The sequence below is a fragment of the Niabella aurantiaca DSM 17617 genome, from assembly GCF_000374125.1.
Lineage (GTDB): Bacteria > Bacteroidota > Bacteroidia > Chitinophagales > Chitinophagaceae > Niabella > Niabella aurantiaca.
In genome coordinates this window covers 43,341-69,479 of sequence record NZ_KB893647.1, presented here as the reverse complement: position 1 = coordinate 69,479, position 26,139 = coordinate 43,341, and the positions used below count along the sequence as shown (strand labels likewise).

Sequence of the window (26,139 nt, the reverse complement as noted above, 5' to 3'; positions counted from 1 at the left end):
TATCAGAATTAATTAGCTTTTCATTTTTCAATGCGGTTATTCCGCCGGCACCAGTTGCCACCGGTATCCATCTGCATCCTCATTGGGACCAAACCAGGGTTCATCATCGCCGGTGCTTACCCCTTTGGAGTACAGGGCATCACCGCCCATTTTTATGCTTTTGATGACAAAATTTTCTTCATCGGCATCAATGCTAAAGCTGCTGCTGGCGTCTTTATCACTCAGAATGGCTTCGTGATTATCCGGTACAAAATAAGGGCGCAGGTAAAAGCCGGAGGTGGCGTTCTGGATGGTATAGCTCACAATCATGCTTCCGTTCTTTCCTTTGGCGGTATATTTTTTTATCTTCCATTTTTGCATGCCGCCTCTATTAAATTTTTTGAGGCGGATGTTGCTATTGATGCCACCGTCAACGGGTGCAAGCGCTTTTCCAGTGGCTACGTTCACAACAAAGTAAGTGCCTTCTTCCGGACCTGATTGGGCCCGGGAATAAACCGATAATAGCAGCAGCACAAATAGGCCTGCCATGTGTTTTAATTGCTTCATTTTGTTTATTTTTTAGTTGTATCTATAAGTGGCCGCCCCTACAATATTCTTGTCTTCCAGCAGCATTTTAATGGTTGTATCTCCTTTCCACGCAGGTACAAAAACGCCCGTCAGATTGTCATTTTCGTTATGGAATCCCACATCAGCGGTTTTGGGTTAGCAGTTTGTACCGTTTTCACCAACCACATTGTAATACTTCCGTCTGTCCTGCGAAAAATAGTACTGCGCCAAATAGTTGTAAGACTCACCCATTTTCCTGAATGCTTTGCTACCCCATACCGGTATGTCACTGATCTTAAATATTTCGACATGCTGTGTCTGTACGGTATTAACGCCTTTATAAGTAGTCCTTTTCAAAGAAAGGTTGCCCAGGTCGTCTTTTGAAAAACTAAAGTCAAACACATCTGCCCCATTGCCATTTACATCAAATGAGAAGCTGTTGCCGGCGATTGTTACAACAGCTAACCTGCCAAAGCCAGGTCCGTTCCAGGTAGCCATTATATTATCGTAGTCCGGCGGAAAATAGACCAGCCAGAGTTTCACCCGGTCGTCCTCCCTGATCTCTAAAACCATATAGTAGGCCGGTGGCGATTACTTCTTTTTCTTTTGCTGCGCTTTTCTCCTTCCCGCAACTGCTGATCACAGGAAGAGCAATGATACCAAAGCAATACATGGATAATTTGAACCGTCGCATTTTATCAGATTTCAACGTTTAAATAATAACATCCATTAAATACTTTAATTTATATACACATCTATTTTTGGGGATCCACCGTTACCTGCCCGCTTTTCCACCAGCAGCGTTTTTTTCCCATTTCCTTTCCAGGACGGAACGGTAACTCCCAGGTAAGATCCATAACCGGTATCGCTCTTCCAGCCCACGCCGCCGCCCACAGTGTAGTAGGGGTACCCTTCTTCCGGAACGATGCCCGCAATACCATCAATAAATTTTGTGCTGTTAAAACCAATATGATAAAGCACACCACTCACTTGTTCCCATTTGCGCGAAAATGTTCTGCCGGCTACGGGAAAAGCTTCGCTGTTTTTGTACATCTCGGCATGGCTTGCGCTGCCCGAAAAAGATTTGAGCGCAATGTTTCCTTCATTTGTTTTTTCAAATAAAAGATCAAAAACTTGCCCATCGCTGCCTATTTTTAAATGATTATCTTCAATAATCACTTCGTACCCGCGCCTGAGGCCCGCACCATCCTGTGTTATCATCAGCTTGCCATCCGTTTTTCCAAAATAGAACAGGGACATCCGGGGGTTCCAACCACTGTTTTCGGTAACCAGATAATAGCCTGCCAGGTCAGTGGCAGTCAGGTTTTTTTCCTCCTCCCCTGCGGGAATGTTATCGTTGCTTTTCCTGCAGGAAAAGAGACTTAAGGCCAGTATACCGCCGAAGACCGCTGGTAGTAAACGGCTCCTGTTAACTATGGAATAAAAAATTTTCATATAATTGATCTTTTTAATTTTTACAAGGTTTTTTTGCTGTTTTTTGTATGGAGTGGGCATCGGTAATGGCCATTGCCTTCCCGTCTGTGTGTAGGCCGGTATACAAGCCATCCGGCGCCATACTAAGGGTGTTGTTACTGCCGGGATTGTTATAAAAACCCCACCACCACACGAGGTAGCCAAAACCGTGCTGCTGGCAGAGGTCCATTAGCAGCCGGTAGTTTATGGTATAATCTACGCCATTCTGTACATCGGCCCGGGCCAGCTCGCCGATGGTGACGGGCAGGTTGGCATTCTTAAGGGCGTTCATATAGCCGGTTATCTGTGCATCGCTATAGTTGCTCCACCGGCCGTTTGTTGGCCAGTAGGTGTGCACACTGAAAACCAGGTTGTGCCGGGGATCGTGATCCATCAGCGCCCTGCCTTTGTTTACGATAAACTGGGGGTCTTTGCCCCAGTTGTAACTGTCTATCATGAGCGGGCAGGTATAGCCGGCATTACGCAACGTGATAACCGCTTTTGTATATGCGTTGTAAAGGGCATCGTGGCCGCCGGTGCCATTGTCGGGCTCATTGGCTATGTTTACAATAATCGATCGCTGGTATTGCATCAGTACATTTTTAATATCAGCGCTGATCCACCAGCCAGCTGCTTTATCTATGTCGGCTAAGGGATTGGCGCTGCCCGTATAGTCGTGCAGCTCCAGCACGGGAATCATATTATTGCTGATACATATTTTTATCAGCGATTCGATTTCAGCTCCCGTTAATGCAATATTGTTAGATGTTCCGTTGTTCCACCTGGTGTACCGGCTGGTAAACACCAGTCGCACGGCATTGGCACCGGTTTGAGCTATTTCTGTAAGCTCTTTTTTTCCAAGATCCAAAGCGTACACAGAGCCCATATTTACTCCGCGCAGCACCAGCCTGTTACCACAGCCATCAGCTAAGTAATTGCCGTTTATAACCTGCAGGCCACCATCATTGGAGATGTCATTATTCCTTTTGCAGGCGGCAAAGAACAACGTCATTATTGCCAATGACCAGATACTGCATATTGGAAATAAGTGTTTCATTTTCTTATTTTTTATTGTGCGCTCTCAACCGGGCCATTGTAGCTGCCCTGCACCAGGCCCATTCCGCTTGTGAATTCAAAATTTATCTTATAATTGTTACCGTCTTTTGCAATGGTTATTTTTCTTCCAATGCTATTTACCGTGTAGCTTTCATCACCATCATTATAGTAAAGAATGGCGCTGCGAAAGGCAATACTGTTAGGAGCGTTTGTAAAGGACCCTTCGGGTATCGCGGAAAAATTGGATCCGGCAGTTTCCAGGTATAATTCTACTCCGTCATTTGCGTTGCTGCTGTTATAAAGGAGCAATCGCATTTCTTTGCCCGCAGCTATCCAGGCTGCTCTTGCTATTTTCTCTGTTTTCGGATTGCCCCCGCTTTGATAGGTATAATTATTGCCGGAGCCATTTTGGCCTGTATTTTCTTTTTTGCAGCACACCAGTAAAAAAAGCGCTGCAATTGCCATCAAAAAATGGTGTTTACAATTTGTTTTCATGATATTTTGTTTTTTAATTATGTATTCGTGTTTTAAATGGACGGGGCTATTAATTTCCATCCTGCGTCCTGTCCGGCAAAACTGCTCTTCATGCCGCCCAATATTTTACAGGCAATGTCGAGCCGGGACACGTACAGATCAGGGTCTCTTTTGCATACACTTTATAGGTGATGCCACTACCTTTCTGCATATTGTGCTCTATATTTCCCGGAAGCAGGGCGTTATCCTCCCTTTGTTTTTTCCCGCAGGAGAAAACAGCAATAATCAGCATCAGCAAAGCCAGTATAATGCAAAGGATGGGTAAAAATTGTTTCTTCATTGTTCATCGTTTACACTTCAAAGCTAAACGCGGCATTCCCCCTTTACAAGCGGGATTAGACAAACAGCAGTTTGAATCGACGAACAACAACCGGTTGGAAAAGCCACAGACGCACAGGCCTGGAAACATGCCGATCTCTGACGACTCACCCACCTTTCATCACGAAGGGGCACCAGAGCGTAATCATATTTCCTCGTGCGCCTTTGCGCCTGGCCTGTCCCAACAGTATAAGGAACCATACAAGGGACTGCAGATTGTTTTTGTGCTCCGATGAAGATGGCCGGCCGTTTGCCCTATCACTAAAATATGCGATAAGAAATACATCTTTTTGGCTGCATCTTTGAGTCGTGTTATATAGCCGGACCCGATGGAAAACCCGGTAGATTTATTTAAATTTGAGAAAATATGAGCGAGGCCCACACATACCACTGTATCATCGTGGATGATGATGAAATAGACCGGCTCACCACCCTGTCTTTTGTAAAGAAGTATCCCTTTCTTTCTGTGACGGGTGTTTATGACAATGCTACGGCTGCGCTTGCCGAAATTGAACAGACCCGGCCCCGGATCTTGTTGCTGGATATTGATATGGAAGGCACCAATGGCCTGGAGCTGCGCGGGCAGCTGTTGCAAATAGAAGCCTGTATATTTATAACCTCCTACCCCGATTATGCCCTGGAAAGTTTTGAACTGGCGGCCCTTGATTTTTTAGTAAAACCATTAAAAGCCGACCGTTTTGCGGCCTCCATGAAACGGCTGGAGGACTACTTGCTGCTACGGAAAAAATCAGCATTGCTGGACCACAGCCTCAACGGCGATACCATTTTTATAAAGGACGGGCACGAACAGATAAAGATCAAAGCAGCCGATATCTTATACCTGGAAGCCCTGAAAGATTATACCGGCATCATCACCCGGCAAAAAAAGTATTGTGTACTGGCGTCGCTCGGCAATCTTTTAAAAGATCCATCATTTGGCAGTTTCATAAGAGTGCACCGGAGTTATGCCGTGCAAAAGCATTTTATTGATAGGATAAACGCGCAGGAGGTTTTAATAGGCACTATCAAAATTCCCATAGGAAGAAGTTATAAAGAAGCGTTACAACAATTAACCTGATCATCGAATTATGGAATACCGTGCGCTATCCGTTCCGCCACATCTGCAACCATACGTTTACAGCGCTGTATGGATCCATCGCAATGCGAATGCTCCTTTCCGGTTTAATATGCTTCCCCGGTTTAACCCCGCTTTTATTTTTTCATTAAAGCATACAGAAGATATATCCAATCACTATGCCGGTAATGAGATCGTATTTAAACCCTGCAATATCTATTTTGGTGGTGGCGGCATTGTTCCCAGCCGGTTTACCATTCCTGCTAAAATGGATATTATACTTATACTGCTGTATCCGCAGGCCACAGGCGCTTTCTGGCAGGAAGATGCGTTACATTTCTTTGACCGGCCGGACAGGATTACCAATGCCGGACAGCAATTACGCATTCTGAATGATAAAGTAAGTGATGCCCGTTCAATCGATCAAAAGTGGCACCATATACAGCAATTCCTTTCAATAAGATTACAGAAAAGAAAACCTCATAATTTTTCGTATGTGCAACGGGCCATGCAGATGATTCAACAAACTTCCGGGCTGATCGACATTAAAACACTCGCGCTCCAGGCTTATACCAGCCAGCGGAACCTGTTGGATCGCTTCCGGCAGTATACTGGTACCACCCCTAAACAAATAGCATCCATCACCCGTTTTAATAAAGTAGCCAAGTCCTATATTATAAACCCGGACATAAATGCGCTTTATAAAAACGCCGTAAAACACCGGTATCACGATCCATCACACTTATATAAAGATTTTAACCGGTACCTCCTGCAATCGCCGCTGCATTTTCTTGCGCAGGACAATGAAATTAATATCGTGGTGTAACGCCATTCATTAACCGGTTGTAAAAAACGGAGAATTTTTCAACCCCGATGCGTTCATCTGAAGAGCGGTTTAATTTTGAGTCGGATACGCAGAAGTTGTTTAAATTTTTTCAATATGTTGCTCTGATGAGGCTCAAAATTGTATGGCTCGTTTTTTACCAGCAAATTGCCCCTTGGGCCAGCCCTGTAAGGGCGTTACGCCGGTAACATGGATCAACGAAACAGCATACAGCCCCTTCGGGGCGGCTTGTGGGCTATAATGCCGAATAGCTGAAACAACGCCGCGTTTCATTCCACAAAAAATCCAATAAAATAAAAACGATCAATAAAACCGGTATGCTTATTTCAAATGTCATCCCCGCCCGCCATGGGCCGGGTCAGCGCTTCATCCTCAATTTGGCAAAAATCATCCGGTGCAGAGCTTCTTTGCATCCGGCTCCCGGTAGAAGTACCTGTTTCACCATTGGGTTTGAATGGGGCCTCAAATCCGGATTATCTGCAAAAAATCGAATATTTTCTCATTTGCATATCCGAAACCTGGCTCCTGAACATAAATTTGGATATCAAAACCGCGCTGATTTAACTATAAGCAACCCATGCGAATTCTGAAAATTTTATTACTGGTTTGTACGTTTCTGAATGGGAACGCACAAAGAAGCAGCCTGGAGGCGATCGACTCGATGCTGTTAAAATTGCCCGGAGCCCCATACGACACCAACAAGGTGCGGCTGTTATATAGAATCAGCAAAGCGTACCAGGACCAGGACATTGAAAAATCAACACAATTTGCAAAACAAAGTATGGCGGCAGCCAAAGCCCTGGGCTGGAAAAAAGGAATGGCTGCCAACGATATTTTATCCGGCGAACTGCTGTTAGGCGCCAACAAATACGATTCAGCCATATTGCACTTTAAAGCAGCTTACGCAACAAATACAGAGATTAACAATATCAACGGCATCCTTAGCGCTTTACAAAGTATCGGGAACGTTTATTATGGTCAAAACAATCCCAACCAGGCATTACCCTACTATTTGAACGCCCTGGAAATGGCAGAAAAACATAAAAACAACGACCAGATTTGCAGGATAAATCAAAATATTGCCGCGGTTTACCTAGACCAGGAGAATAGCGCAAAAATGCTGCAATATTCGCAAAGATCTTATGCAGCGGCAATCAAAAGCGGCATACCAGAAAATACAATTACATCGCTTGAGTCCATAGGATTGGCCTATTTGCTGGGGAAAGACAGCACTTTGGCCGGAGACTATTTTACAAGAGCCCTGGCGCTAAATGAGCGCACTGACGATGTTTACCGGAAGGCCAACTTATATCATTACCTAGCGCTAGCAAAAAAATCGGTTTCAGAAAGAATCCGGTACCTGTTACAGGCAAAAGAATTATTTGACACATATAACCCGGAACATGCGATGGCCCTCAGCAATTTAAAGCATATGGGAACCGCCTACCGGGATTCCTCCATGAAAATAACAGACCCGGCCAGGAAAAGAAAGCTATTACTGCAGGCAGAAGCCTATTACGAAAAAGTGATCGCTGAAAGTAAAGCTATGGGCCATATCGACACTTATAATGACGCAGAGTCCGGCTTAGCCACGGTTAGGGCGGCCAAAGGGGAATATCGATCCGCCTATGAATTGTTATACAATTACGTTCAGACTTATGACTCCCTCTACTCACAGGAAACCAAAAACAAGATTGCAACGCTGGAAAACGCCCGGGAAATAGATGCGCGGGAAAAGCAACTGCAGATCAACAAGCTGGCGCTCAGCAATGCACGGCGCACCCGGGGTGCCTTAATCGCCGGATCCGCATTGCTGTTCATTATCGGGGGACTATTGTTTTACCAGAACCAGACCCGGCGCAAAACCAACACTACCCTGCTCACGTTGAACAATGAGCTGGACGAGGCCAATAAGATAAAAACAAAGTTCTTCGGCATCCTCAGTCATGACCTGAGAAGCCCGATTGCAAATCTTATTAATTATTTACACCTGCAAAAAGAGAATCCCGGGCTGCTGGACGAGCAAAAAAAACAATACTATCAAAAAAACCTGGCCACCTCCGCGGAAAACCTGCTGGACACCATGGAAACCATGCTGCTTTGGAGCAAAAGCCAGATGGAGCGCTTTGCACCCGAAAAGAAGATCATTCCTGTGGACCAGCTGTTTGAATACCTCCAAAAACAAATACCGGCCGGCAGCCAGGTTTCGCTGAGCTTTCAAAATACCGGACAACTGTTCGTAAGCACCGATGAAGACTATTTAAAGACCATCATGTACAATCTTACTGCTAACGCCTTCAAAGCGCTGCGCTCCACCCCCGACGGTCAGATCCGCTGGGAAGCCCGGCAAAACGGCAACCAGGTCCTCCTGACCATTACCGATAATGGCCCCGGTATTCGGCAGGAACAGATCAATGCGCTTTACAATGAAAATGCAGTGGTGGGCACAAAACACGGCCTGGGCCTGCACCTGATCCGGGACCTGGCAAAAGCCATCCAATGCAACATTTCATTTCATCCGGCTGCAAACGGAGGAGCCTGTTTTACAATTGCGGTCCGGCCATCATAATAATGTGAGAACATGAAAATTTGAACATTTGAAATGAAAATCCCGGATCATGCATAAGACCGGATCTAAAAACAGGAGTGGTTAGCGCTGCTCCGTTAACCGATTCCGGACCGCCGAAAGCCGGCTATGGATCCTGTTGCTCCATAGCTCATTCTCTTTTCACTATTTTTTTACACTTCCATTCCAAAAATTTATCGTACCTTGCAAACCTCCCTATTAGTCTACCTGATTAGTAGGTTTATTGAAAGCGTTATTTTGTCACTAAAAACTGTTTAAAATTATGTCATTAAGATTAGGAGACACTGCCCCGGATTTTACCGCGCAGTCTACTGAAGGAGAAATCAAATTTCATGAGTACCTGGGCGATTCCTGGGGTGTTCTGTTTTCTCACCCGGCCGATTATACCCCTGTTTGCACTACCGAACTGGGAAAAACGGCGCTGCTGAAAGGCGAATTTGACAAGCGTGGTGTAAAAGCATTAGCCGTAAGCGTTGATCCGCTGGACTCCCACCTGGGCTGGAAGAACGACATCAATGAAACCAACAATTGCACGGTAGAGTTTCCCATCCTGGCCGATCCGGAAAGGAACATTGCCACATTGTATGACATGATCCACCCGAATGCTTCTGAAAAAGCGACTGTGCGCTCGCTTTTCGTCATCGGACCGGATAAGAAAATAAAGCTGACCATCACGTATCCTGCTTCTACCGGACGGAATTTCCAGGAAGTACTGCGGGTGATCGATTCTTTACAGCTGACCGCTAACCACAGTGTAGCCACTCCGGCCGACTGGAAACAGGGCGAAGACGTGATCGTATCGCCTGCGATCAGCACAGCGGATGCCATTCAGAAATTCCCCAAGGGAGTAAAAGAGGTAAAACCTTACCTGCGCTATACTCCCCAGCCGAATATCTAATTTTTAGCTTAATGTTTATGGTTTATAGCTGGATTTGACTATAAACCATAAACATTAAATCACAAAAAATAAACGTGTTTACAGAAGAGCAGATACAGGAAATCGAAAATGCCCCGTTGGCGGAGGCATTAAAACTGGCAACGGCAGCGTTTCCGGCAGAAACCGTTTTTTCCACCTCTCTGGGCCAGGAAGACCAGGTGTTGACAGAAGTTATCGCTGCTCATAAGCTACCGGTAAGGATCTTTACGCTGGACACGGGGCGGTTGTTTTACGAGCACTACGATCTGCTGGAAAAAACCAATGCCCGTTATAAAATAAATATCGACGTCTATTTTCCGGAAGCGCCGGATGTGGAGGCCTATGTAAAAGCAAAAGGGGTCAACGGCTTTTATGAGTCGGTGGAGAACCGGAAGGAATGCTGTTTCATCCGGAAGGTGAAGCCCCTGAACCGGGCGCTGAAGGGCGCAAAAGTATGGATCACCGGTTTGCGCAGCGAGCAATCAGAAAACCGGAAGGACATGAAAATGATCGAATGGGATGAAGACCGGGGACTTTACAAATTTAACCCGCTCATCCACTGGACCTATGATGAAATGCTGCGTTATATTGAGCAAAAGAACATTCCTTACAACCCGCTCCACGACAAGGGATTTGTCAGCATCGGCTGTGCTCCCTGTACCCGGGCCATTGAGCCGGGCGAAGATCCCAGGGCCGGCAGATGGTGGTGGGAAGCATCCCACAAGGAGTGCGGGCTTCATGTTCATCAATAAACCGGGCCTGACCCGGTAAACGCCGACCCGAAAAAACCATTTTGATTGTTAAAAAAATCCGTACAGGCGGATCAGTATAAAAAGAACGTATGGGTGAGTACACATTAGATTACCTCGAACAGCTTGAGGCTGAAAGTATTTACATTTTCAGAGAAGTAGCTGCACAATTTGAAAAACCGGCACTGCTCTTCAGTGGCGGTAAAGATTCCATTACCCTGGTACAGCTGGCCAAAAAGGCATTTGCCCCGGGGAAGATCCCTTTTCCGCTGGTACATATTGACACCGGGCACAATTTTCCGGAGGCACTGGCCTACCGCGATGCGCTGGCAAAAGAGGTAGGCGCCGAGCTGATCGTGCGCAAGGTAGAAGATACCATTAAACAAAAGCACCTCACCGAGCCAAAGGGCAAATTTGCCAGCCGCAACTGGCTGCAGATCCATACCCTGCTCGACACCATTGAAGAATTTAAATTCGACGCCTGCATCGGAGGCGCCCGGCGGGACGAAGAAAAAGCAAGGGCAAAAGAACGTATCTTTTCTGTAAGAGATGAATTTGGGCAATGGGAGCCCAAGCTGCAGCGGCCCGAATTATGGAATATTTACAATGGGCGCGTTCACAAAGGGGAGAACGTACGGGTATTCCCTATCAGCAACTGGACGGAACTGGACGTATGGAGCTATATTAAAAAAGAAGGAGTTCGCCTTCCCTCCATTTATTTCGCCCACGACCGTGAAGTGATTGAGCATCAGGGGCAACTGATCGCGGTTTCCGATTACATCACCATCGACGAAACCGATGTGATCTCCACAAAGAAAGTACGCTACCGAACGGTGGGCGATATGACCTGCACCGCAGCAGTAGAGTCCAATGCAGCGACCCTTGATGAAGTGGTCAATGAGATCATGGCCACGCGGATCTCCGAAAGAGGCGAAACCCGTATCGATGACCGGGTTACAGAAGCCGCCATGGAAGACCGGAAGAAGGGCGGGTACTTTTAGAGCAGTTAACAGGTTGACAGGGTTATAAGTTAACAAGGAAAAAATTCCACATGGCTTATCAAAGTTTTGAAGATCTGGAGGCCTGGAAACGGGCCAGGGCATTGAAGAAAGAAGTTTCAGATCTTGTTAAGCATTTTCCGGAAGAAGAAAAATATCGGTTAGCCGATCAACTGAAGCGGAGTACAAGATCAATAGGCACACAAATATCGGAAGGACACGGCAGACAAACTTACCCGGACAGAATCCGGTTTTGTATAATAGCGAGGGGCTCTTTAAGTGAAACACTAAATCATCTGATCGATTCATTTGATGAAGGGTTTATTACGGAGGACCAATTGCAAATGTTTAGAAATAAAATCACAGAAGTTGAAAAGGTATTAAACGGTTACATTACCTGGCTCCAAAAAAAGTCGAAGGAACAATAACCCTGGTTAACTTTTCAACTTATAAACTTTTTAACTGAAAATGGATATATTACGTTTCATAACTGCCGGTAGTGTAGACGATGGTAAAAGCACATTGATCGGAAGACTTTTGTACGATAGCAAAAGCATTTTGGTAGATCAGCTGGAAGCACTGGAAAAACAATCAAAAAATAAAAATGCCGATGGCATTGACCTGGCGTTGCTGACCGACGGGCTGCGGGCCGAAAGAGAGCAGGGCATAACCATCGACGTGGCATACCGCTACTTCTCTACAACAAAAAGAAAATTCATTATCGCCGATGCACCGGGGCATGTGCAATATACCCGCAACATGATCACCGGAGCCTCCAACTCCAGCCTGATCATCATCCTCATCGATGCCCGGGCCGGGGTGATTGAACAGACCCGCCGGCATTCCATCATTGCATCGCTGCTGAAAATGCCGCACGTGGTGGTAGCGATCAACAAGATGGACCTGGCCGGTTTCTCTGAGCAGCGGTTCAACGAAATAAAGGCGGACTATGAAAAAGTAGCAGCGCAGTTGAACATCAAAAACGTGACCTATGTTCCGATCTCTGCGCTCCTGGGCGATAACATCGTAGAACGCTCGGCCAATATGCCCTGGTACACGGGCCAGCCGCTGCTGGAGTTCCTGGAATCAGTTGAAGTGGCTTCCGATATCAATCATAAAGATCCGCGTTTCCAGGTGCAATACGTTATACGCCCGCAAACCGCCGAGCTGCACGACTACCGCGGCTATGCAGGGCAGATCATCAGCGGCGTTTATAAGAAAGGCGACAAAATAAAGATCCTTCCGGCAGCGATTGAGTCGACCATCACAAAAATTGAGGTGGGTGGCAAAGAGGTACAGGAAGCTTTTGCTCCGCAGGCCGCAGTGCTGCATATAGCAGACGATATCGACATCAGCCGGGGTGATACCTTCGCCCGTATTGATAACCTGCCTAAAGTTGCCAGCGAAATTGAAGTGGTGCTTTGCTGGCTGGACAATAAACCCCTGATCCAGGGCAACAAATATTTTCTTCAGCACAAAGGGCGGCTGGTCAAAACCATTGTACGGGAAGTAGCCTACAAGCTCGATGTGAATACCCTGGAGCGCATCCCGGCCGAAGATGGCGTTAAGCTCAACGAAGTGGTACATGCCACCATTAAAACCGCAGCACCGCTGGTATATGATGATTTTACAGCGCTGAGCGATTACGGAAATGCCATTCTGGTGGACGAGACCAGCAACAGCACAGTAGCCGCAGTTTTACTGAATTAACAATCCTGCCGTGTGCAGCGGCACAACAGGATCATTTTGTAACCAATAAGTCTACTTTTTAAGTAGATTATCAAATTTAAAGGATGCTCTTACAACACGCATCATCCCTGATAAAACAACCCGGTACCGGCGCAGGCAAGGTGATCCTTGCAGGTTCAGGCCCGGGCGATCCGGACCTGATCACCGTAAAAGCAGCCGATGCTTTGCGCAAAGCCGACGTGGTACTGGCAGACCGCCTGGTAAGCGACGTGATCCTGCACCGCTACGTGGCGCCGGCAGCCGAAATCATATATGTAGGAAAAGAATGCAGCAAGAAACGGTCTGTTCCTCAGGGCACTATTAACGAGCTGCTGGTACACTACGCCCTGCAGGGAAAGTTAGTTGTACGGCTGAAGGGTGGCGACGCCTCCATATTTTCCAATATCCTGGACGAGCTGCAAACCCTTACCCAGCACGCCATCTCTTACGAGATCATACCGGGGGTGACCGCGGCGCTGGGAGCAGCGGCCTATTCGGGAATGCCGCTGACTGCAAGAGGATATGCCACAGCGGTGCGCTTCCTTACTTACTATAAATCAGATGTGGTAACCGAAGCTTACTGGAAGGAGCTGGCAGCCACCGACGATACATTGGTATTTTATATGTCGTCCGGTACGCTGGACCAGGTAGTGCAAAAATTAACCACCTACCAGATCGCAAAGGAAAAACAGCTGGCCGTTATCGAGCAGGCCACTACCTGCTTTCAGCAGGTGCATACCTGCAGCCTCTACGACTATGCCACAACATTAAAAGGAGCAGCCCTTGCATCGCCCAGCCTGGTGATCATCGGAAAAATAGTGGCGCTTCACGAACAATTCAAGTGGCTGGAAAACAGCCAGAGCCGGCAGTTATACTTTAAGCCGGTAACCGAAGAAATGATCAATGTTCATCAACAAAATAGATTAAAACATGCTATCTGACGCAAAACTGGGAGCCATTAAAAGCCTTACCCCCCTCCTGTCGAGGGACGAGTTGCTTTGGGCCAGCGGTTATTTTGCCGGTCTCGCACAGGGAATTGCCGGCGGACAGGAACCCGTGGCCGCTGCTCCTGCCGCTGTAAAAAAAATATCCCTGGTCTACGGAACCGAAACCGGCAACGCCAAGAAGCTGGCTACACAATTGGCCGGCATTGCCAAGAAGAAAGGAATTATGGTAAAACTTACCGGCCTGGACCAGTACCGTTTTACAGACCTTCCCAAAGAAGAATATTTTTTCGTGGTGATCAGTACCCAGGGTGAGGGCGAACCGCCGATACTTGCCAAAAAATTCTATGATTATATTCATGAGAACCAACTCAACCTCGGTAAACTCAAATTTGGAGTGCTGGCGCTGGGCGACAGTTCCTACCCAGAATTTTGCAAAACAGGCGAGGACGTGGATGCCCGCCTGGAAGTTTTGGGCGCGCACCGGGTATTACCTCTGAAGAAATGTGATGTGGAATATGAAGAAGATGCGTTGCACTGGCTGGACAATGTAGCAGCCGCCCTGCAGTCAACCGTAAGCCAGGCGGCAGTTCCGCTTGCTACAGAGCCCAAATCCTCCGGAAAAAAATATTACATGGGCAAGGTGATCACCAACATCAACCTGAACGACCGGGGCTCCAACAAGCAGACCTTTCATATTGAGATCACAACAGACGAAACCATCGACTACCAACCGGGCGATGCCCTGGGGATCGTGCCTTCCAACAAACAGGACATGATCAATAAGATCATCGGCATCACCGGGATCGACCCTGAAAAAGAGATCCAGACCGAAAAGGTAAAAGCACCCGTGCGCGACCTGCTGAGCCAGCATGTAAACATCTGCTACCTCCTGAAATCGACCGTTAAGAAGTTTGCAGAGCTTACCGAGCAGCAGATCCCGGAAACACGGATGAGCCTTTACGACCTGCTGCGCATTTACCCGGTAAAAGACGCTGCCCAGTTTGAGGAGGTGATCAAAATATTGACCGCACAGTCGCCCCGGCTCTATTCCATTTCCTCCTCACCCAATGCACATGGAGAAAACGAGATACACATCACGGTTTCAAAGAACCAGTTTACTGTAGAAGACGAAGAACGTTACGGCGTCTGCAGTGAGTTCCTCTCCGACCTTGATGAAGGTCACGAGATCGAATTCTTTATCCAAAAGGCCAAGCATTTCAGGCTTCCTGAAGACGACAAGGATGTGATCATGATCGGGCCGGGTACCGGCGTAGCACCGTTCCGCTCGTTTCTCGCAGAACGGGATGCCACCGGAGCCGGCGGCAGGAACTGGCTATTCTTTGGTGAGCAGCATTTTGTTACCGATTTCCTTTACCAGACAGAAATTCAAAATCACCTGGAAACCGGTGTGCTGAATAACCTGGACCTCGCATTCTCCCGCGACACAGACCAGAAAGTATATGTACAGCACCGTATCAGGGAAAAAGGCGAGGAACTGCTCAACTGGCTGAACAGCGGCGCGCACCTTTATATTTGCGGAGCAAGGGATCCCATGTGTAAGGACGTGGAAGATACTTTTGTAGAACTGCTCAAAGCAAAAGGAAAAACAGAAGAAGATGCCCGGAATTACCTCGTTCAGCTCGAAGAGGAAGGGCGGTATTCAAAGGATGTATATTAATCAACAGCAAATGGATCATGGTTCATAACCAGACCAGAAACTTCAAACATGAAACTTGAAACGACAATATGAGCGAGAAGAATAATTTATCAGGAACTGAGAAGATAAAAATGGCCAGCCAGGGCCTCCGGGGCACATTAAAGGAAAGTCTTTTGGATGCGCACACCGGCGCCATCAGGGAAAGCGACCAGGCATTGGTAAAATTCCATGGCATGTACCTGCAGGATGACCGGGACCGCCGTGAGGAACGAAGCCGTAAAAAACTGGAGCCGCTTTATGCATTTATGATCCGCCTGCGGTTACCCGGAGGCTTTATGACCCCGGAGCAGTGGATCGGGCTGCACCATATTGCCGGAAACTATTCCACCGGTACCATAAAAATCACCACCAGGCAAACCATACAGCTGCATGGTATTTTAAAATCGCATACCAAACCCACCATCAGTGCATTCAATACCATGCACCTGGATTCGATTGCAGCCTGCGGTGATGTAAACCGGAATGTAACCTGTGCATCGCATCCGAAAGAGTCGCCGCTGCACGAAGAGATCTATCAATTTGCCCGGGAGATCAGTGTGCACAATCTTCCAAAAACACGCGGTTACTATGAAGTATGGATGGACGCCGAAAAACTGGTAGAAACCACCGAAGAAGATCCCCTGTACCAGGACCGGTATCTGCCCCGTAAATTCAAGGTCGGCATCGCCATTCCTCCCAATAATGACGTGGACGTTTTCATCAACGACCTGGGGCTGATTGCTATTATTGAAGACGGGGTGCTGAAGGGATACAATTTTGCAGCAGGGGGCGGACTGGGTTCCACGCACGGTAATGCGGCTACCTATGCGCGCCTGGGAAGCATGCTGGGTTATGTACCCAAAGAACAGGCATTAAAAGCTATGTATGAAGTGATAACCGCACAACGTGATTTTGGCAACCGCAGCGATCGCAAACAGGCACGGTTGAAATATACCATTGACAAGATGGGTGTAGACAATTACCGGGCGGAAGTGGAAAAGCGCTGTGGATTTTCGTTTGAACCTGCCCGGCCTTATGAGTTTACCAGCCGGAAGGATGCCTATGGATGGTCGCAGAACCACGAGGGAAAATGGTATTATGCCCTCTTTATAGAAAATGGCCGCGTGGTGGATGAGAGCAATTACCCCCTGAAAACGGGCTTGCTGAAGGTAGCCGAAACAGGGAAGGCCAATTTCCGGTTCACCTGCAATCAAAACCTCATCTTAAGCGATATTGAAGACGGAGACAAAGCCGCGATTGAGCAGATCCTGCAAGAGCACCAGATCATCAACAGCACTGAAACCTCCAGCCCGATGCGGAAAAATTCCATGGCCTGCGTTGCCCTGAACACCTGTGGCCTGGCTATGGCAGAGGCACAGCGTTACCTGCCTACCCTCATCACCAAAATAGAGCCGCTGCTGCAAAAGCATCAGCTGCAGGACGAGGATATTGTGGTACGTATGACCGGCTGTCCGAACGGCTGCGGACGTTCTCCAAATGCAGAGATCGGCTTTGTAGGCACGTCGCTGGGAAAATACAACCTGCATATTGGCGGCGACCGGCTGGGTGCCCGCCTGAACACAAAATATAAAGACAGCCTGGATGAGTCCCGGATCCTGGAAACGCTGGACGAGCTTTTTGGCGTTTATGTGCAGGAGCGGAAGAGCGGTGAGACCTTTGGAGACTTTTCACAACGCAAATGGATCGATGGAGAATAGGCCGGTCAATCAGGTTTTAAAAACCTAACAGGTCAGGTCTGTTTACCCAAAAACAGAAAATCATGAACGAAAAAGATTTTTTAAGTCTTTTACAAAGACACAATAAAAAACATGCAGGCAATATTCCAGATAAGGCCCTGAGTCATCAGTTCGTTGATGATCTTTTTGGATTTCTCTTCGTTCCCCAAACCGGCGTCAATCAAAAAGAAAGCGATCTCGAAAAAGGCTGGTATTCTTTGAAAAGCCACTTGACCACGCTGATCTACGACGTGGTCAGCGATGGTGCAAAAGCGCAAAATCTTGCCGACCGGTTCTTCAACGGGTTGCCCGATGTTTATGATACACTCCAGAAAGATGCTTCCTTTTTCCTGGTCAATGACCCGGCAGCTTTAAATAAAGAAGAAGTGCTGCATGCCTACCCCGGTTTTTATGCCATTGCTGTGTACCGTATCTCCAATGAGCTGTGGAAACTGGGCATCCGGGCGCTGCCGCGCATTTTTACGGAATATGCGCACAGCAAGACCGGCATTGACATTCATCCGGGCGCCACGATCGGTCCTTCCTTTTTCATTGATCACGGAACCGGTGTGGTCATCGGGGAAACAGCCGTCATCGGCGAAAAAGTAAAGATCTATCAGGGGGTAACCATTGGCGCCTTAAACTCGGCCCGGGTAAAAAAAGATAAAAAAAGGCACCCGACCGTAGAAGACAATGTGATCCTCTATTCCGGCGCTACGATCCTCGGAGGCGATACCATAATCGGCAAAGACAGCGTCATCGGGGGCAACGCCTGGATCACCTTCAGCGTGCCTCCTTCTTCACTGGTCTATCATAAAAGCGAGGTAGTGGAAAAAGAACATTTTTCCCACAAAAACTCTGTAAACGCGATCCTGAAAAAATAATACCTGCATGACGGAACAGCAACCCGCCAATTTAAACGGAACACAGGAAGCATCCAACACCCTATTCCCGGTTTTCTTAAAACTGGAAGAGTTGCGGCTGCTGATCATCGGGGGCGGTCATGTGGCGCTGGAAAAACTGGGCGCCGTACTGGCCAATTCACCCGCTACCCATATACAGCTGGTGGCCGGGGAAATCCTTCCGGAGATAAAACTGCTTGCAACGGAACATGCCTGCCTGCAGCTAAACGAAAGGCCCTACACCATCGAAGATATCCGGCAAGCCAGCCTGGTAATTGCCGCAGTCAATGATCTGGACACCGCAATGCAGATCAGGGAAGACGCTGCACGGGAGGAAAAACTGGTGAACATAGCGGACAAGCCCGCTCTTTGCGATTTCTACCTGGGCTCGGTCGTAAAAAAAGGGCATCTGAAAATAGCCATTTCCACCAATGGCAAATCGCCCACCATAGCCAAACGCTTGCGGGAAACCTTTTCCGCCGCCATTCCCGATGAGATGGATGCCCTGCTGGACAATATGCAACAGATCAGAGACCAGCTTTCGGGCAACCTGGATCATAAGGTCAAAGTGCTCAACCACATTACCAGGGACCTTGCAGTAAACGGCGTGGATGCGAATGCCCCGTTCAATGTGGATAATCCGCCGGAAAACGAAGTGGTAGACAGCTCGGCGCTGCTTGCCAACGCCACCAGGCGTGGTACGCCCTACCTGATTGGCATCGGTTTATTCCTGTTACTCGGCCTGGCCATTTACACCATCTATATTTTTGGGGTCAGCGATACCATCCTGCATTTTTTGAATAAAGACAATCACCTGTTCTACTGGATGCTGCTCGTAGGCTTTTTGGCAGAGATCGTTGCAGGCTCTATGGGGATGGGTTATGGGGTTATTTGTACCACCATTCTCCTGATGCTGAATGTAGCGCCGCCCATCGTGAGTGCCAGCATTCACTCTGCAGAGTCCTTTACCACTGCCGCAGGCAGCATCAGCCATTTCAAACTGGGAAACGTCAATAGGAAGCTTGTAAAAGCATTGGCCATACCGGCAGTGATCGGTGCTGTGATCGGAGCCTTATCCTTATCCTATCTGGGCGAAAGGGATGCAAAGCTGATGAAGCCGTTTATAGCGGCTTACACCATGTACCTGGGCATCCGGATCCTCATGAACACTTTTAATCGCAAGAAAAAGCAGCAAGCACCTGTCAGAAAAAAACAGAAAAAAACGAACGTGACCGCCCTGGGCCTTGCGGGAGGCTTTATCGACTCTTTTGGCGGCGGCGGCTGGGGGCCCCTGGTAACAGGCACCTTTATAAAAAATGGCAGAACCCCCCGTTATGTGATCGGCAGCTCCACCGTTGCAAAATTCATTCTTACCATTACCAGTGCCATCACCTTTGTATTTACCCTGGGCGTTCAGCACTGGAACATCGTAGCCGGCCTGCTGATCGGCGGTATTGTCACCGCTCCGTTCTCCGCTATACTGACGGCAAAGCTTCCAACAAAGAAAATGTTTGCTGTTGTAGGTGTACTGGTCATCACCATGAGCCTGATCACCATTTACCGGGCTGTATTTCTATAGGCAGTGCGGCCGCTCTCGTCTTGCAGCTGGTTTTGTCATGGACCAGGTCAGGTCCAAAAAAGTCCGCAGCAGCCACCGTTCACACAACCCCGGTTCATCGCTGGCCAGCCCCTGTGTTTCGGCACCCGTCGTTCCATTGACATCCCCGGCGCAAAAAGTTAATCAGTAACAATGTGCACAGGTCGGCGATGCATGAGCCTTGCTACAGACCTGCGCAAGAGGGGTTTAAAGGAGGTTTACGGGGCTGTAAACCGGGATGCGGCAGAAATTGCCCTGGAAAAATTATCCGAAAAATGGGGGCATAAGTATTGCCATGCCATTAAGTCCTGGCGCAACAACTGGGACTATCTTACCAGTTATTTTGATTTTCTGCTGGAAATCCGAAAAATCATTTATACCACCAACCTGATCGAAAACCTGAACCGGGGCATCTGAAGGTTCAGTTCCCCGATGATCAGGCCGCCTTAAAGGCTGTCTATATGGCTATTACTAATATCGAAAAAAAAGGAGCATGCGCATTCAAAATTGGGGATTCATACTCCATCAGTTCTTAACTATCTTTGACAATAGATGCCGGCTATAAATTCAGTCGCTTAATCTGTTTACACAATTTATTTTATACTCTCAATTATAAAGAAATCCGCCCGATTTATTTTTGCCTGTTTTTGATTTGATACTATTATACCTCGCTGCTTCAGAAGGCCAATTAATTCATCAGCATACTTTCTTATATCGCTTGCAGTTGTTTTCTTGATGGAATGAGTAAGAGCAAAGTTCACAGAGCTATTACTATTTGTATAGACCTCATTGGGCCTGCCCCCTTCGTTTGGATATTTCAAGGTAATTGTGTTCATATCCATTTGCTTAAATTCTGAAGGCAGCAGCATTTCAACTTTCTGTGATAGAACTTTTCTCGCTACAAGTTGTTGTGCAAACAAAGACTTAAAACCTAAAAAAGAAAACGCTACTATAACTAAAATTCTTTGGTTATACATCTGTTATTTCCTCCCAATTTTCTCTCACAACACCATACTGCATATAAGCCGCTTCATAAGCATCTTCAAGAGTTTTGTGCCACGTATCATATGCAGCATGATCGTCCATATAATAGTAAAGAAAAAAACCGCTTGTATCATTCTCATCAGATTCTATGATAAGCCATTTTACTCCATCTTCACCTATTGCCGGAACTACTGATTTTAGTTTCATATTTTTTAGTCTACAATTGGGATGTGATAATTTTTTGTCGGTACATTTAGATTTCCTGGATCAACGGTTTCAATATGAACATGAGGAGCATTACCCGACATTCCTTTACCGGCTAAATCACTTGCTGTCATTCTAAATTGCTTTAATCCATCGGCACTCCTAAATACTCCTTGTCAATTTCTTTGTATCCTTTACCCAATATTCTTTCAGCAAGTTTTAATGCCTGACTTGCTTTTCTTGTTTTTGCTGTTAGGTTTATATTTTTGACCACAAGCTTTGTGCCTGTAGCCACCCATCCGGCAATAGGTATCATTGCAGCAGTACTTAATGCAGCATTGGTTTTATCTCCCCTTGCTAAATAAATTAAGGCGTTTGCCCCGTCTGCTATTTCGCCAACTACGGGAATCAATCCTACCAAATCTATCCCTGTTTGAACAACATCCAGCACCCCACTCCAAAAGCCAGGACCCTTCTTTTTTGGGGTGTTGGTAGTAACTACAACCTCATCCAGTACCTTTTCCTTAGCTAATTCGCTGCCCTTATCTGGTTCATCTAAATTTGGTATTGCCGGCGTTACTGGTTTTATTGTATCAGACATTAACCCAAGAGGGTCATTGAAAAATAAAGGGTTGTTGTTAGCAAAAGTGTAAGGGCTCCAACTTTCTGACATTTCAGCAATAGGGTCTATTTGGTGAAACCGTCCTATTTGTGGGTCATAGCTTCTATACTCTGTTGCATAAAGTTCAATGCCGCTGCCGTCACTAAATTCTTTACTCTCTAATTCCGTCCCATCGTTAAACTTATATCTATTAGCTAAAGCCCCTAAAGCCTGCATGGATATACCTTTCATTGTCAAGCCGAACGGATAATAATGTGTTTCCTCCAGCAGGGCCTTATTCTCATTGATCATCGAACGCACATTGCCCAAATGATCCTTCAGAAAATAATCCGCTGTAAAAACGCTGCCATTCGGACGAAACCTTCCTTCTTCCATCGCCACATGCTGCAGCACATCGTTTTCAAAGATCATTCCACCGAGGTAGGTGGTTATTTTCTGGGCACTGCCTTCATTTACCGTTTTGCTCAGCTTGTTGCCGGCTGCATCATAAAGATACGTAATTGTTCCTTTACCCGTTACACTGATCGTTTGCGGCAGATTGAGGATATTATAGCTGATGCTACTTATATTCCTGTTCTCATCTTTGGTAAGATTACCGTTTACATCATAAGCATAATCATCCCCGCTGTTGGTGCCGTCGTTAAAATCCCCCAGCTGGTAACTCCGGGTATCGCCTGCCGCATCCGTTACTTTAGCCAGCTTGTTGCTGCCGGGCAGATAGCTGTAGGTCAGCTGATCCACGAGCATGGTGCTACCGCCTGCCAACCCCTGCTGGGTCATCGCCTTGATATTGCCATTGTAATCATAGGCGCTCTCCGGATTTAATGGGTTACCATCACCCATCCGGCTGTTAAAGGTTCCCGTAGCCATATAATTGCTCCCGCTATAGTGCTTAAAACCCGCATTCATCAGCCGGTTGGCAGGATCATAACTGAAATCATACCGGCGGATATCCCCGGTTCCTCCTGATCCCCGGCCCCGCCAGCTCATACCGGCTATATTGCCCTTATAAAAAGCCGTGGCATAATTGTTGACAGCCCCGTTGCTTTCTGACGTCTTGTTATTATTGGTTTTGTCATATGCCAGATCAAAACCAAAGACGTTGGAAGTAACGGAAGTACTGCTGTTTACATAACCCCGGTTCATCCCCAGCAGCCAGCCCCGCACATTGTATTCATAGGCCTGCGTTTCCGCGCCGGCCGTGCCATTGGCATCCGTGGCACCCAACGTCTTATTTACCAGTTGGCCCAGTTCATCATACTTATTTACAGCAATGATCTTATCACCACTGCTTAAGCCTGTATTGCTATTCACATTTTTGGTGGTCTTCACCAGCCGCCCCAGGACATCGTAATTGTTTTTGGTGACCGTCGTTACCATAATGGCGGTACTCCCGGCCTTGTTTTCCTGGCTCACTACCGTCAGCGGCTGGCCGCTCCAGCTGTATTGCGTCGTCATAAGATCCGCTCCGGTTGTATGGTTTTTTGTCTTTACCTGTATGGGACGAGCTTTGCTGTCATAAATGGTAAGTGTGTAGGTATAATTGGGCGTTCCCAGGATATTTACTTTAGTCCCGGTTACCAGCCCCCTGGTGCGACTGTCCTTCTGGTTAGCCTGGGCGTAGGGAAATTGCGTATCCGACGCTAACAGCAAATAACTGTCGGTTCCTGTATGGTAGTTGCTATCCAGCCCGCTGGCCGTTTCAACCGCTAACCAGCCGTAACTATCATAAAAGGTCTGGGTGAGCACCGTAGCATTGGTCAGCATTCCCGTCTCCGGGTATTGTACCGCCTCGTTGGTATCGCCCGTTTTAGCCACAGCGGCAGCCCAGTGCGTAACGGGGTCGTTGCTTGCCAGGTTCACCAGCCCCGTTAACACCGGCCGATTCAGGTTGTCGTATTGGGTATAGTTCCAGTTGCCCTCGCTGCGTAAATTGCCGTCCTGCGTCAGTACCAGCCGGTCCCGTATATCATACACCAGCACCACAGCAGCAGCTCCGGGCACTTTTTGCAACACAACTTTATAGGGGTTACGGGTATTATTATTTGCTCTTACCAAAAACAATTTTTAAATTCGATCGCCGGTAAAATTGACTTTTGAAAAATGCAGGCTCCTGTCTCATCCTACAGACGCCCTTAACCAATTGCCTTTAGGATCTCTTTTTTACCTGCACAACCGTGATGAAATGAAACACACAAAGCCATTTATTTAAAATTTATGAATTAAACCGATCTTTACCATGACTGCAACCAACTCTTACCTGATCATCGATGATCAGGAAATTACCAGGACCCGGTTACACCAAATGATCCGGCGAAACTCCGGAAAGGAAAATATCAAAATCATGGAGGCTGAAAATCTAAGTGCAGCAAAAGCGCTAATCTTCGACTGCCCGCCCGACCTGATTCTTCTTGGCTCCCAGTTAACAGAATCTGCAGGAGATCATTTACTGGCCTGGTTATCGCAATCGGCCCTTGATATTCCGGTGATCATCCTCTTTCATTATTCTGAAATCGCATTTGTTGAGAAAATGATGGCAGCAAAAGCAAAAGGATGCGTTCTGAAAGACATTACCGCTGCGGAATTAATTACAGCAATACGGGAAGTAACAAATGGAAAAGTCCATTTTTCAATAAGGCTTAAGCATATCATTAACGCAGAGATCCCGCAGGAAACATCAAAATGGCTTCATCTGACCAAACGCGAACTGGAGACCGTTCAACTGATCGTCAAAAGAAGAAGCTCCAGGGAAATATCAGACCAGCTTTTTCTTAGTAAACGAACCATTGATACGCATCGCCGCAATATTCTGAAAAAATTCAATGTTCATACTGCTGCCGCACTCATCAAAGCGCTTAGTACAAATACACAATATTAAAAAAGCAAATAGACCTCAACAGCCAACAGCATTTCTCCGGGCAGCCTTCACTTTCTGGCATCAAAGACAATATACGCATGGTAAACACCAAAACGGTACCCACTGACCGTTCATCAAATTTACGAAAATAAATTATCCTACTATTTTGATAGACTATTTAAAACCCCTATCTTCGCTTCCAACTCAGGTATGAACACAACAATCATTCAAATGCCCGGCAACGGGACGAACCCTGCTGTGCAAAACGGCTCCGCCGTCTTATACCCCGGTTGCTTTTTTTTAACTTTTTAGTCTACTAAAACAATAGACAATAAAGCATGAGCGATCAACAAACCATACCCGGCCGGCATCCCGCAACCGCTACCCGTCATCTGTTTCCCGTGTTCCTGAAAACAGAGCGGCTACACCTCCTGATCATCGGCGGCGGAACAACAGCATGGGATCAGTTGCAGGAGCTATGGCAGAACGGTCTGCAACCGGAGATAACGGTGGTCAGTGAAGACAGCATTCCGGAAATAAAACATCTTGCCGGCACAAATGCCATAAAGCTGCTGGAACGCACTTATAACAACGATGATCTTCTAAATACAGACCTCGTTATTATCACTGTAAACGATCCGGAAATTGCCGGCCTCATCAGCGGGGATATCCGTCATGCCGGAAAACTGGCATCTATTGCCGGACAACCGGAACAAAGTGACTTCTATTTTGGCCTTCCAACAACCGATATAACAGCCGGGCAACCGGATGCTTTTCTTCCGGCATTGCCGCCTGATGAAACCATCGGCCGGCAACATGGCTGGCGGCCGTTAACCGGCAACAGTACCCGGATCATCCCCGCTGCAGCCAATTCTAAAAAGAATGGAAAAGAATTGTCCTATAAACGGATCGCCACACGTGCCCTGCTCGTCTTTGCAGTAATGCTGATCGGGCATTTTTTGTTCTCATACCTCCCTTATACTGCCATTGAAACCGGCCTCGGGCAACTCTACCAGGCCTTTGACCAGTCGTTCCTGATCATGCTCCTGGCAGGATTTGTGGCACAGCTTGTAGATGGGGCGCTGGGCATGGGATATGGCGTTACCAGCGCCACCATCCTGTTGTCGGCCGGTGTAAGTCCTGCGGCCATCAGCGGCAGCATCCACACTGCAGAAATGTTTGCCAGCGGGGCCTCCGGTTACAGCCACTACCGTTTTGGGAACGTCAACAAAAAACTTTTCAGGACCCTGCTGATCCCCGGCGTTGCCGGTGCTATACTGGGGGCGGTGCTGCTGGTTTACCTGGGCGAAAAATACGGTTCCTGGATCCGCCCTTTACTGGCCTGCTATACCCTCTTCCTCGGGATAAAGATCCTGTCCAACGCTTTTCGCGACCGGATCCGAAAGAAAAAATACAAACACTATAAAGCGCTCGCAGGCGCGGGAGGTTTCTTTGATTCGTTTGGCGGCGGCGGATGGGGGCCCATTGTTACCACTACCTTAATAACCAAGGGGCGCAGCCCGAAATACGTGATCGGCTCTGTAAGCCTCACCGAGTTTTTTGTAACGCTTTCCAGTGCCTTTACCTTTTTTATCCTGCTGGGCGTAAGTCACTGGCAAACCATCCTGGGCCTCATCATCGGCGGATTGATCGCTGCGCCTGTCGCCGCAAAACTGACAGGCAAACTGCCCCGCAAGACTGCGTTCATCCTCCTTGGGGTACTGGTGATCATATGGAGCCTTAAAATACTCGCCGGCCTGTTCCGGTAAA

26 protein-coding genes and 1 pseudogene are annotated in these 26,139 nt (G+C 47.4%); 16 read left to right on the top strand and 11 right to left on the bottom strand.

Annotation, left to right across the window (positions count from 1 at the left end):
- Positions 1-36: 36 nt before the first annotated feature.
- From B160_RS0124695 to B160_RS0124665, 7 genes are all read right to left on the bottom strand, one after another.
- Complete coding sequence (locus B160_RS0124695; RefSeq protein WP_018630640.1) at positions 37-546, bottom strand: RICIN domain-containing protein; 510 nt, start codon at positions 544-546, stop codon at positions 37-39.
- 12 nt (positions 547-558) lie between these two features.
- Positions 559-687, bottom strand: coding sequence for a hypothetical protein (locus B160_RS32440; RefSeq protein WP_018630639.1), 129 nt, complete (start codon positions 685-687; stop codon positions 559-561).
- 15 nt (positions 688-702) lie between these two features.
- Positions 703-1,119 carry a hypothetical protein gene (locus B160_RS0124685; RefSeq protein WP_018630638.1) on the bottom strand — a complete coding sequence of 139 codons (417 nt, stop codon included), beginning with the start codon at positions 1,117-1,119 and terminating at the stop codon, positions 703-705.
- A 165-nt stretch (positions 1,120-1,284) separates the two neighbouring features.
- Positions 1,285-2,001, bottom strand: a complete 717-nt coding sequence (locus B160_RS0124680; protein WP_018630637.1) for a hypothetical protein — start codon at positions 1,999-2,001, stop codon at positions 1,285-1,287.
- Between the two features lie 13 nt (positions 2,002-2,014).
- The gene (locus B160_RS0124675) at positions 2,015-3,076 is read right to left on the bottom strand and encodes a cellulase family glycosylhydrolase (protein WP_071597073.1); all 1,062 of its coding nucleotides are present in this window, start codon (positions 3,074-3,076) and stop codon (positions 2,015-2,017) included.
- Positions 3,077-3,087: 11 nt separating this feature from the next.
- Positions 3,088-3,570, bottom strand: a complete 483-nt coding sequence (locus B160_RS0124670) for a hypothetical protein (protein WP_018630635.1) — start codon at positions 3,568-3,570, stop codon at positions 3,088-3,090.
- Positions 3,571-3,658: 88 nt separating this feature from the next.
- Complete coding sequence (locus tag B160_RS0124665; RefSeq protein ID WP_018630634.1) at positions 3,659-3,889, bottom strand: hypothetical protein; 231 nt, start codon at positions 3,887-3,889, stop codon at positions 3,659-3,661.
- 405 nt (positions 3,890-4,294) lie between these two features.
- Between B160_RS0124665 and B160_RS0124660 the strand changes: the two genes are divergently transcribed.
- The 14 genes and pseudogenes from B160_RS0124660 to B160_RS32625 form a co-directional block, all read left to right on the top strand.
- Complete coding sequence (locus B160_RS0124660; RefSeq protein ID WP_018630633.1) at positions 4,295-5,005, top strand: LytR/AlgR family response regulator transcription factor; 711 nt, start codon at positions 4,295-4,297, stop codon at positions 5,003-5,005.
- A gap of 10 nt (positions 5,006-5,015) precedes the next feature.
- Positions 5,016-5,828 carry a helix-turn-helix transcriptional regulator gene (locus B160_RS0124655; RefSeq protein WP_018630632.1) on the top strand — a complete coding sequence of 271 codons (813 nt, stop codon included), beginning with the start codon at positions 5,016-5,018 and terminating at the stop codon, positions 5,826-5,828.
- A gap of 595 nt (positions 5,829-6,423) precedes the next feature.
- Positions 6,424-8,415 (top strand): tetratricopeptide repeat-containing sensor histidine kinase, encoded by a 1,992-nt coding sequence (locus B160_RS0124640; protein WP_018630629.1) that lies wholly within the window; start codon positions 6,424-6,426, stop codon positions 8,413-8,415.
- 280 nt (positions 8,416-8,695) lie between these two features.
- Positions 8,696-9,331 (top strand): peroxiredoxin, encoded by a 636-nt coding sequence (locus B160_RS0124635; RefSeq protein ID WP_018630628.1) that lies wholly within the window; start codon positions 8,696-8,698, stop codon positions 9,329-9,331.
- Positions 9,332-9,405: 74 nt separating this feature from the next.
- Complete coding sequence (locus tag B160_RS0124630) at positions 9,406-10,101, top strand: phosphoadenylyl-sulfate reductase (protein ID WP_018630627.1); 696 nt, start codon at positions 9,406-9,408, stop codon at positions 10,099-10,101.
- Between the two features lie 89 nt (positions 10,102-10,190).
- Entirely contained in the window at positions 10,191-11,099 is a 909-nt protein-coding gene (gene cysD, locus B160_RS0124625; protein ID WP_018630626.1) for a sulfate adenylyltransferase subunit CysD, read from the top strand.
- A 50-nt stretch (positions 11,100-11,149) separates the two neighbouring features.
- The gene (locus B160_RS0124620) at positions 11,150-11,524 is read left to right on the top strand and encodes a four helix bundle protein (protein ID WP_018630625.1); all 375 of its coding nucleotides are present in this window, start codon (positions 11,150-11,152) and stop codon (positions 11,522-11,524) included.
- 40 nt (positions 11,525-11,564) lie between these two features.
- On the top strand, positions 11,565-12,806 hold the full coding sequence (locus B160_RS0124615) for a sulfate adenylyltransferase subunit 1 (protein ID WP_018630624.1): 1,242 nt from the start codon (positions 11,565-11,567) through the stop codon (positions 12,804-12,806).
- Between the two features lie 83 nt (positions 12,807-12,889).
- Positions 12,890-13,765, top strand: coding sequence for a uroporphyrinogen-III C-methyltransferase (gene cobA / locus B160_RS0124610; protein ID WP_018630623.1), 876 nt, complete (start codon positions 12,890-12,892; stop codon positions 13,763-13,765).
- The gene (locus tag B160_RS0124605; protein ID WP_018630622.1) at positions 13,755-15,449 is read left to right on the top strand and encodes a diflavin oxidoreductase; all 1,695 of its coding nucleotides are present in this window, start codon (positions 13,755-13,757) and stop codon (positions 15,447-15,449) included. Before cobA ends, B160_RS0124605 begins: the two co-directional genes overlap by 11 nt.
- A gap of 68 nt (positions 15,450-15,517) precedes the next feature.
- Positions 15,518-17,185, top strand: a complete 1,668-nt coding sequence (gene cysI / locus B160_RS0124600) for an assimilatory sulfite reductase (NADPH) hemoprotein subunit (RefSeq protein ID WP_018630621.1) — start codon at positions 15,518-15,520, stop codon at positions 17,183-17,185.
- 62 nt (positions 17,186-17,247) lie between these two features.
- Entirely contained in the window at positions 17,248-18,087 is an 840-nt protein-coding gene (locus B160_RS0124595; RefSeq protein WP_018630620.1) for a serine O-acetyltransferase, read from the top strand.
- Between the two features lie 7 nt (positions 18,088-18,094).
- A complete protein-coding gene (locus B160_RS0124590) occupies positions 18,095-19,684 on the top strand; it encodes a TSUP family transporter (RefSeq protein ID WP_018630619.1) in 1,590 nt (529 codons plus the stop codon).
- A gap of 225 nt (positions 19,685-19,909) precedes the next feature.
- Positions 19,910-20,267 (top strand): annotated as a pseudogene (locus B160_RS32625) (transposase); the annotation flags it as partial.
- Between the two features lie 28 nt (positions 20,268-20,295).
- Here B160_RS32625 and B160_RS0124580 read toward each other — a convergent pair.
- The 4 genes from B160_RS0124580 to B160_RS0124570 are packed head-to-tail and all read right to left on the bottom strand — an operon-like array spanning position 20,296 to position 23,570.
- Positions 20,296-20,679: a hypothetical protein gene (locus B160_RS0124580; RefSeq protein WP_018630617.1), complete on the bottom strand. Its 384-nt coding sequence runs from the start codon at positions 20,677-20,679 to the stop codon at positions 20,296-20,298.
- Complete coding sequence (locus B160_RS0124575; protein ID WP_018630616.1) at positions 20,672-20,893, bottom strand: hypothetical protein; 222 nt, start codon at positions 20,891-20,893, stop codon at positions 20,672-20,674. Before B160_RS0124575 ends, B160_RS0124580 begins: the two co-directional genes overlap by 8 nt.
- Before the next feature lie 5 nt (positions 20,894-20,898).
- Complete coding sequence (locus B160_RS32435; protein WP_281163385.1) at positions 20,899-21,024, bottom strand: hypothetical protein; 126 nt, start codon at positions 21,022-21,024, stop codon at positions 20,899-20,901.
- A gap of 11 nt (positions 21,025-21,035) precedes the next feature.
- Entirely contained in the window at positions 21,036-23,570 is a 2,535-nt protein-coding gene (locus B160_RS0124570) for an RHS repeat-associated core domain-containing protein (protein ID WP_157558221.1), read from the bottom strand.
- A 181-nt stretch (positions 23,571-23,751) separates the two neighbouring features.
- On the opposite strand from B160_RS0124570, the gene B160_RS0124565 reads away from it, so the two are divergent.
- Together B160_RS0124565 and B160_RS31245 are read left to right on the top strand one after the other, a co-directional pair.
- Positions 23,752-24,390 (top strand): response regulator transcription factor, encoded by a 639-nt coding sequence (locus B160_RS0124565; protein ID WP_018630614.1) that lies wholly within the window; start codon positions 23,752-23,754, stop codon positions 24,388-24,390.
- A gap of 317 nt (positions 24,391-24,707) precedes the next feature.
- A complete protein-coding gene (locus B160_RS31245) occupies positions 24,708-26,138 on the top strand; it encodes a TSUP family transporter (RefSeq protein ID WP_018630613.1) in 1,431 nt (476 codons plus the stop codon).
- The last annotated feature ends 1 nt before the right edge of the window (position 26,139 follow it).